This is a genomic window from Streptomyces sp. NPDC057271 (genome assembly GCF_042668715.1).
In the GTDB taxonomy this organism is placed as follows: Bacteria; Actinomycetota; Actinomycetes; order Streptomycetales; family Streptomycetaceae; genus Streptomyces.
Genome location: NZ_JBHUYJ010000178.1, coordinates 1 through 8476, shown reverse-complemented (window position 1 = coordinate 8476; position 8476 = coordinate 1). Strand labels below are relative to the sequence as shown.

Genomic DNA, 8476 nt, shown 5'->3' with positions numbered 1-8476 from the left:
CGGTCTTCCGGCTCCAGTCCTCCGTAGCGATCTTGAACACCTCCGAAATCAAGGTGTTGCGACGACCAGTTGAATCCGCCCTCGCTGCCGCGGTCGCTGTGGAAGATCACGCCGCGCACGTCGCCGCCGCGGGTGGCCGCTGCCATGTTCAGCGCCGCCACGGCCAGGTCCGCGTCGTGGTGGGCGCCCATCGCGTAGCCGAGCAGGCGCCGGGAGAACAGGTCGATGACCGTGGCGAGGTAGAGCTTGCCCTCCTCGGTGACGATCTCCGTCATGTCGCCCGCCCAGACGAGATCGGGTTCCTCGGCGGTGAAGTCCCGCTTGACGAAGTCCGGTGCGGCCGACCGCTTCCCCGGCCTGGTCAGCCCGCTCCGGCGTCTGACCGTCCGGGCGACGAGGCCGAGTTCGGCCATCAGCTTCGCCACGGTGTTCACCGAGACGCGCCAGCCCCGGCGAACCAGCAGGACGAAGATCTTCGGCGACCCGTAGGTCCCGCCGGACTCGGCGAAGATCTCCTCGATCTCGTCGGCCAGCCGCTGCCTGCGCTGTTCACGCCCGGTGGGTTCGCGGTCGCGCCACTTGTAGAACCATGACTCGCTCACGCCCAGGGCGCGGCACGAGACGGTGTGCGGGATGCCGTGCCCGGTCCTGTTGTCGCTGATCACCCCGGCCACGGCGGCCGGGTCCGCCGCAGCTACTTCACCCACAGGACCATGCAGCGTTTGAGGGCATCGCGCTCCATCCCGAGCTCCTTGTTCTCCTTCTTCAACGCCGCGTTCTCTGCCGTCAGCCGGGCGATCAACGCGTCCTTGTCCTCCGGCGTGGCCTTCCCGGCCCGCTTCGCCCGCGAGACCCAGCTCGCCAGGGTCGTCTCGTTGATCCCCAGGTCCTCCGCGACCTCGGGGACCGGCTTCCCGGTCTCCGTCACGATGCGTACCGCCCCCTCACGAAACTCCGCTGTGAACTTCCGACGCTTCTCCGCCATGACAACCAACATCCCCTGCTGTCACGGACTCCACGCTACGAGGGGAACCTCAGGCTGCGGATCACCTCGGCGTGCGGGTGCTCGTGAAACCGGGCCTCGATGAGAGAGTCGAGCTCGGCGATCTCAGCGTCGAGGGCCATCACCCCCTTCGCGAGACGGGCCACCATCGTGGCTGCCAGCCTCTCCCCGGGCAGCTCGGTGTGCTGAGAATGGGCCGCGTCGACCGCGGCCTGGGCGACGGCGTCGGCGTTCTTGACCTTGCGGTTCTTCAGCCAGGTTCCGATGCGTCTGGCACCACTGCGGCGGATCGAAGCCGGACTCTGGTAGCCGGTCAGGAGTATGACGGGCCCCTTGTTGCTCAGGTCGAGAGTCCGCTCCAGCGCCGGGAATATCTCGAGGAGCTGGGCTCGGAGCCGGTTGATCTGCCGGGTGCGGTCACTGACCAGATCGGTGCGGCGGGTGGTCAGGATCCGCAAGTCGACGGCCTTCTCGTCGCCGGGCCGCAACAGGCCGAGGTCGCGGCGCATGCGGGCCTGGTCCGCGATGACAAAGGCGTCCTTCTCGTCCGTCTTGCCCTGGCCGCGGTAGGCCGCCGACGCCTGGTGCACGGCCAGGCCGGTGAGATAGACCATCGGCTGGCCGTGGCTGAGCAGGAGCCCGATGAGCAGGGCGGCGCCACCGTGATTGATGTCCACCGCCCAGAGCGTTTCCTCGGACAGCGCGAGCACGTCCCCGATGAGTTCGAGCAGAGCCGGTTCGTCGTTGAGGACCCGCCGCGAGAGCAGGCGTTCGCCGTGCGCGTCGATCACCACACAATGGTGATGTTCCTTGCCGATGTCCACTCCGGCCCAGATCTGGGGCACGGTCACCTCCGCCAGCTCGTCGTCCAAGAACAGTCCCGCAGATGACCTCGCCGACGTTGTCCTACGAAGCGATCGAGTCGCGTATCCCAATTAGCGGTCGAGTCGTCGCGGGGTCCAGGGCGGCCAAGTTCTTTGAGCCATCCAACGGCGACAAGCTCACAGCCATACCCCGAACCCCTGGGCCCTGCCGATCCTACGAATGACCGGCTCAAACCCACACTTGGAAGGTAGGACAAGCTTATGACGGAGGCCGTTGACTGCACGTCGGGGGCTCCGATCAGCCGCCCGGCCACCCGCGAGCGATTGTGCGTCGCGAACCGTCACGTCACCACCGTGACCACCGGGCCGTCGGCGGTCGCCCCGGTTTCGGCGGTGCCCATCTGATCGGCGAGGCGGAGGGCTTCGTCGATCAGGGTCTCGACGATCTTCGATTCAGGGACGGTCCGGACGACCTGGCCCTTGACGAAGATCTGGCCCTTGCCGTTGCCCGAGGCCACACCGAGGTCGGCTTCCCGGGCTTCGCCCGGGCCGTTGACGACGCAGCCCATGACGGCGACGCGGAGGGGCACGGGCAGGTCTTCGAGGCCAGCGGTTACCTCTTCGGCGAGCTTGTAGACGTCGACCTGGGCGCGGCCGCAGGACGGGCAGGAGACGATCTCCAGTCTGCGCGGCCGAAGGCTGAGGGACTGCAGGATCTGGATACCCACCTTGATCTCCTCCACCGGCGGTGCGGAGAGGGAGACCCTGATGGTGTCCCCGATTCCCTGGCGGAGCAGGGCGCCGAAGGCAACGGCAGATTTGACGGTTCCCTGGAAGGCAGGCCCGGCTTCGGTGACCCCGAGGTGGAGCGGGTAGTCACACTGGGCGGCCAGCTGTTCGTAGGCGCGGACCATCACGACGGGGTCGTGGTGCTTCACGGAGATCTTGAGGTCGTGGAAGTCGTGTTCGGCGAAGAGCGATGCTTCCCACAGCGCGGACTCGGCCAGTGCCTCGGGGGTCGCCCTGCCGTGCTTCTTCAGCAGTCGGGGGTCCAGCGAGCCGGCGTTGACGCCGATCCGGACGGGTGTGCCGTGGTCGCGTGCTGCCTGGGCGATCTCCTTGACCTTGTCGTCGAACTTCTTGATGTTGCCGGGGTTGACGCGGACCGCGGCGCAGCCCGCCTCGATCGCGGCGAAGACGTACTTCGGCTGGAAGTGGATGTCCGCGATCACCGGGATCTTGGACTTGCGGGCGATCACCGGCAGGGCGTCGGCATCGTCCTGCGAGGGACAGGCGACCCGGACGATGTCGCAGCCGGCGGCGGTGAGTTCGGCGATCTGCTGCAGTGTGGCGTTGACGTCGGCAGTGACCGTGGTCGTCATGGACTGCACCGACACAGAGTGCTCGCTGCCCACGCCGACCGCACCGACCGTCAACTGACGAGTGACACGCCGCGGCGCCAGTACGTGCGGCGCGGGACCGGGCATGCCGAGCACGGTGGTGCTGCTCATCGGGCTCCCACCTTCTCTCCGGGGCGTCCCGCCTCCGCGCGGGGGACCGGCCAGTCGGGCGTGTCGAGGCTCCCGACGAGCTGCTGGGCCAGCGCTTCGGGGTGGAGACCCTGTTCGGCGAGGAGGTCCTGGCGCTTTCCCGCGGCCAGGAACTGCGGAGCCAGGCCGAAGGTGCGCAGCCGGGTGGCGTTGTTGTGGTCGCGTAGCAGGTCGGCCACGGCGGAGCCGACGCCGCCGGTGCGGTTGCCGTCCTCGACGACGGCCACCAGCCGGTGGTCGCGCGCCATCGGCAGCAGCGCGGGATCGACCGGTAGGACCCACCGCGGGTCCACCACCGTGACGCCGATGCCGTGCCGCGCCAGGAGATCCGCGGTCGCCAGGCAAGTGGGAGCCATCGCGCCCACCGACACCAGCAGGATGTCCCGGCCCGGGGCCTGCCGCAGTACGTCGAGCCCGCCGATCCGGTCCACAGCCGACACGTCCGGGCCGACCGGGCCCTTGGGGAATCGCACCAGTGTCGGGCCGTCGTCCACCTCCACCGCCTCGGCCAGCTCCCGGCGCAGGGTGGCCGCGTCGCGTGGCGCCGCGATCCGGACGCCGGGCAGCAGCCGGAACAGGGACAGGTCCCACATGCCGTGGTGGCTCGGGCCGTCCTCCCCTGTGACACCGGCACGGTCCAGGACGAAGGTCACCGGGAGACGGTGCAGGGCCACGTCCATCAACGCCTGGTCGAACGCGCGATTGAGGAAGGTGGAGTACACGGCGACCACGGGGTGCAGGCCCGCCATCGCCATCCCGGCCGCCGAGGTGACCGCGTGCTGCTCGGCCATCCCGACGTCGACGACACGGTGCGGATACCGCTGCGCCATCGGGTACAGGCCTGTCGGGCGCAGCATCGCGGCGGTGATCCCCACCAGATCGTCCCGTCGGCCGGCCAGGTCCAGCAGCTCCGAGCCGAACACGTCGGTCCAAGACGACGCCACGCCACGCGCGGTCGGCCGTCCGGTGGCCGGATCCACCACGCCGACGGCATGAAATCGGTCCGCCTCGTCCGCCTCGGCCGGCCGATAGCCGCGCCCCTTTTCGGTGACGCAGTGCACCACCACCGGCCTCCGGCGGTCGCGTGCCTGCGTGAACGCCTCCACCAGCGCCTCCAGGTCGTGCCCGTCGACCGGCCCCAGGTAGTCCAGGCCGACTTCCTCGAACAGGGATCGGGCGTCTGGGTGGGATCTCAGCCGGGCGAGGTGCGCGGCGAAGCCCCCGACCGTCGGTGCGTACGAACGCCCGTTGTCGTTGGCCACGACCACCAACCGCCGGTCGTCCGCCGCCCCGATGTTGTTCAGCGCCTCCCAGCACATCCCACCGGTCAGCGCACCGTCGCCCACGACGGCGACGACCGTGCGGTCGTGCTCATCCCTCAGCCGGAACGCCTTCGCCATGCCGTCCGCGTAGGAAAGAGCGGTCGAGGCATGCGAGTTCTCGACGAAGTCGTGCTCGGACTCCACGCGGCTGGGATAGCCCGACAGACCCCCGGCCTGACGGAGCCGGGCGAATGCCTCCATGCGGCCCGTCAGCAGTTTGTGCACGTATGCCTGGTGGCCGGTGTCCCACAGGATCGGATCCCGCGGCGAGTCGAAGACCCGGTGCAGTGCGATGGTCAGCTCGACCACGCCCAGATTCGGGCCGAGGTGCCCGCCCGTTCGGCACACGCGGTCCACCAGGTACCGCCGGATCCGCGCGGCCAGCCCGGCCAGCTCCGCGTTGTCGAGGAGCCGCAGGTCACGCGAGCTGCGGATCGATGACAGCACATCCGTGTCGACTGTCATCACCTCACCTCCTTGGGCAGGTTGAAGCGCATAGTTTCTTCGGTGACTGTCCGTTCGGCGACCGTCACCGGTCCCAGGCCCCGCAGGGCGTCGATCACCGCGTCGACCAGCGGCGGCGGGGCCGAGGCCCCGGCCGTCACACCCACCGTCCGGCAGCCGGCCAGCCACTCCAGTTCGATGTCGGACGGGCTGTCGATCAGGTGGGCCCGGCGTCCCGCCCGCCGTGCTGTCTCCACCAGCCGCACCGAGTTCGACGAGTTCGAGGAACCCACCACCAGCACCAGATCGACGTCCACGGCGACCGCCTGCAATGCCTCCTGACGGTTCGTGGTCGCGTAGCAGATGTCGTCCGACGCCGGACCGTCCAGGTGCGGGAACCGCTCGCGCAGCGCACCGACCGTCCGGGCCGCCTCCTCCACCGCGAGCGTGGTCTGCATCAGATAGGACACCGGGCCGTCCACGTCCAGCCGGGCCACGTCCTCGACGCTCTCCACCAGAACGGTACGGTCAGGGGCCTCGCCGAGCGTGCCCTCGCTCTCCTCGTGGCCGGCATGTCCGATCAGCACGATGGTGTCACCGCGCTCGGCGAACCTGCGGGCCTCGCTGTGCACCTTCGCCACCAGCGGGCAGGTTCCGTCGATCACCCGCAGCCCCCGCGCCTCGGACGCCTGCCGGACCGCCGGCGCGACACCGTGCGCCGAGAACACCACCGTGGCCTCTTGCGGCACCTCGGTCACCTCGTCGACGAACACCGCACCGCGTGACTCCAACTCACGTATCACGTGCACGTTGTGGACGATCTGCTTGCGCACGTACACCGGGCTGCCCCGCTGTTCCAGGGCCCGCTCGACGATCTCGATGGCTCGCTCCACCCCGGCACAGAACGACCGGGGCCCGGCCAGCAGCACCTGCCGCCCGCCCATCGCCCGCTCCCATGCAGCACGGACGTCGTCGATGGCGCGCCGGCGCGCCTCCGCTCCGTCGTCCTGCGCGGTCCCGACCTCGGCGAGCAGTGCGACCGGCCGGTCGGCCGCCGACCGGACCATGGCCGCAGTGGCGGGGTCGACTCGTACCTCGGCCACGTCGGCCGTCCCGTCGGCGGCCATGGCCGCCGAGCGGGTGCGCAGGCCGCGTCGTTCCAGCGCCGCGGCGAGGAGCGGGGCTGCCGGGAACCGGTGCACCCATCCGGAGCCGTCACGGATCTCGGTCGCGACGGCGAGTTCCCCCGGCTCGCGCTCATCGCCGCCGGTATTGGCGCGCCCTGCGCACACGACGACGTTCCTCGGGTTCATTACCAACACCTCGCTGTCGTTCCGGCGACACACGGGCGCGCACTCATACGAAGACGCCGACCGCGTCGGCCGGAGCCGGCCGGGTGGCAGCCGCGGCACCCGCGGCCAGCAGCGTCCGGTACTGCGGATCGACCCGCCTCTCCAGCGCGTTCGTCACGTACCGCCTTGGGAGGGCGGCGAGTTGGGGCCGGGCCGGAGAGGCGGGAAGGGCCTCCATCGCGCGGTCGACCGCTCGCAGGTACCGCTCGATCAGTGCCACGGCGGTCGGCACGCCGTACTGCCGGGCGCAGGCGTACGCCTCACTGACCCGCTCGGGGGCCATGTCGGCGCCGAGCAGGGCGCGCAGCCGGCCGGGCTGCTGCCGCATCGCGGCGAGTACGCACACCGTGTAGACGCCATTGGCCACGTCGTGTTCGACGGGCTTGTTCCACAACTGCTCGGTCGAGAGCACGTCCATCAGGTCGTCGACCAGCTGGAAGAGCATTCCCAACGACTCGCCGAAGCGCGCGAGCGCGTCGACCTGGTCGTCCGGCAGACCACCGCACAGGCCCCCCAGTTTGCAGGAGGCCCGCATGACCGCCGCAGTCTTGCCCTTCACCGCGAGCAGGTACTCGTCGACCGTGACGTCGGTCCGGAAGCGGTTGGCCGTCTCCCGGGCCTGGCCCGTGCACATGTCGGCGTATGCCTCCAGGCAGGTGTCGGCAGCGACCGCCGAGACCGTCGAGGCGAGCCGTCCTCCGGCGGCGATCAGGTAATCACCGCCGAGGACGGCCGCCTCAGGTCCCTTGCTCGTATGCAGGGTCTGGATGCCGCCACGGCTGTCCGCGTCGTCCATGAGGTCGTCGTGGACCAGCGAACTGAGATGGATCAGTTCCACCGCCGCCGCGCAGGAGACCGCCTTCTCCAGGTCCGCCGCTGTGCCGCAGCCGGCCGCCGCGAAGACCAGAGCGGGGCGGAGACGTTTGCCGGCCCTGGTGAGCAAGGGGCCCAGACCGGAGTCCAGCCAGGGCTCCGGGCAGCGGGCTGCCGTCCCTATCGCCGCCTCGAGCCGTTCGGGCAGAGTCTCGTCCTGCAGCGTCAGGCCGAGTCTTGCTGGATTCAGCATGGTTTCTCATCTCGTCGACGTCACGCGCTGAGCTGATGCCCCAGGATCAGTCCTGCGCCCCTGCTGAGGGTGTCCTCATGGCCGATGGATTCGGTCTCTCCCGGATCATCGGGCTGTTGGTCGACATCCGGGCCCGGCCCCAAGGGCACTTGGCCGCAGGCATGTCGTTCCCGCCCAGGACGTGCACCGCACGCCGCGGGATACGGTTGCTGTTGCTGTTGCTGTTGCTGTTGCTGTTGCTGTTGCTGCGGGTCGGTCGGTCGGCCGGTCCGACCGACCGGCGCGACGGCGGCGCCGGCCCCAGGCCGGGCTTCCACCGGTTACGCTGCCTCGCGCGACGAGTGCCGCCAGGACCCGGTTCCACGGCGGCACCCATGCGCGCCCGTCGGCGTGCGGTTCAGCCCTACGGGAGCAGAACGGGCTTGATGACCCGGCCCGCCAGCATGTCCTGCTCGGCCTCGTTGATCCTGCTCAGCGGATAGGTCTTGAGCAGCCGGTCGAACGGGAAGCGGTCCTGCTGCCAAAGGGAGATCAGTTGCGGGATGAAGTCCTGCGGCACCACGTCGCCCTCGACGATGCCCATCAGCGTCTTGCCGGTGCCCAGCGCCAGAGCGTCGAGCTCCAGCAGACCGTTCAGCATGCCGACCAGACCCATGGTCCCGGTGGTCCGCAGCGCCGCGATCCCGGCGGAGATCACCGCCGGGACGCCGGTGGTGTCCAGGCCGAACTGGACGCCGCCGTCGGCCGCCTTCTGGATCTGCTCGGCCAAGTTCGACACGTCGCCGCGTACGGTGTCGGTGGCGCCGAGCTCGCGGGCCAGTGAGTGGACGTTAAGTCCGTTTCTGGTAGCGGCCTCGTCCGGGTTGGGTGAGGAAGCCTTGGCGGGTGAGGCGTCCGAGGCGGCTGCGGGTGATG

General features: G+C 69.7%; 7 protein-coding genes and 1 pseudogene. All 8 read right to left on the bottom strand.

Annotated elements, in window-relative coordinates:
* Window positions 1-707: IS3 family transposase (locus ACFUJR_RS37930; RefSeq protein ID WP_383451231.1), on the bottom strand; the 707-nt coding region annotated here is incomplete at its 3' end.
* Entirely contained in the window at window positions 695-985 is a 291-nt protein-coding gene (locus tag ACFUJR_RS37925) for a transposase (RefSeq protein WP_383179755.1), read from the bottom strand. The genes ACFUJR_RS37930 and ACFUJR_RS37925, both read right to left, overlap by 13 nt.
* 50 nt (window positions 986-1035) lie before the next feature.
* Window positions 1036-1848: pseudogene (locus tag ACFUJR_RS37920) on the bottom strand (IS110 family transposase); the annotation flags it as partial.
* A gap of 320 nt (window positions 1849-2168) precedes the next feature.
* The gene (ispG, locus tag ACFUJR_RS37915) at window positions 2169-3338 is read right to left on the bottom strand and encodes a flavodoxin-dependent (E)-4-hydroxy-3-methylbut-2-enyl-diphosphate synthase (protein ID WP_383179757.1); all 1170 of its coding nucleotides are present in this window, start codon (window positions 3336-3338) and stop codon (window positions 2169-2171) included.
* Window positions 3335-5164, bottom strand: a complete 1830-nt coding sequence (locus tag ACFUJR_RS37910; protein ID WP_383179760.1) for a 1-deoxy-D-xylulose-5-phosphate synthase — start codon at window positions 5162-5164, stop codon at window positions 3335-3337. Before ACFUJR_RS37910 ends, ispG begins: the two co-directional genes overlap by 4 nt.
* Entirely contained in the window at window positions 5164-6456 is a 1293-nt protein-coding gene (gene ispH, locus ACFUJR_RS37905; protein ID WP_383179763.1) for a 4-hydroxy-3-methylbut-2-enyl diphosphate reductase, read from the bottom strand. Before ispH ends, ACFUJR_RS37910 begins: the two co-directional genes overlap by 1 nt.
* 43 nt (window positions 6457-6499) lie before the next feature.
* The gene (locus ACFUJR_RS37900) at window positions 6500-7561 is read right to left on the bottom strand and encodes a polyprenyl synthetase family protein (RefSeq protein WP_383179765.1); all 1062 of its coding nucleotides are present in this window, start codon (window positions 7559-7561) and stop codon (window positions 6500-6502) included.
* Between the two features lie 403 nt (window positions 7562-7964).
* Window positions 7965-8476 (bottom strand): zinc-binding dehydrogenase (locus ACFUJR_RS37895; RefSeq protein WP_383179768.1); only part of this gene is annotated, 512 nt, incomplete at its 5' end.